Here is a 262-nt window from a genome sequence, read left to right as displayed (position 1 = left end):
ATCTGGTTTTCAACCAAGGAGCGGGTTCTGCTCGTACGTGATGTTTACGATTTGATCCAGAGTACAATGACTGATATCGTAGTGATGGACTCGCAAGGGAGATTGGGCAAGATTTTAGTCGGGATGAACCGGGCTCTGGGAGAAAGTGAGTCCATTTCATGTCCAGATTGGCAGATATTGATGAGCCAGTTCCTTTGACTGTCAAATTCGTATGTCTACAAACCTCGATCCATGAGAATGGCGCTGACCACTAGCGAACGGG

1 protein-coding gene is annotated in these 262 nt (G+C 47.3%); it reads left to right on the top strand.

Translation table 11 applies throughout. The features are described from left to right. The coding region (locus ACEN88_RS35640) for a hypothetical protein (RefSeq protein WP_413347112.1) at positions 1-198 on the top strand (198 nt) is incomplete at its 5' end. Positions 199-262: the final 64 nt, after the last annotated feature.

The sequence above is a fragment of the Massilia sp. CT11-108 genome, from assembly GCF_047302915.1.
GTDB classification, from domain to species: domain Bacteria; phylum Pseudomonadota; class Gammaproteobacteria; order Burkholderiales; family Burkholderiaceae_D; genus Telluria; species Telluria orientalis.
The sequence above is the reverse complement of the archived record's forward strand: the minus strand, read 5'-3'. Positions and strand labels throughout refer to the sequence as shown.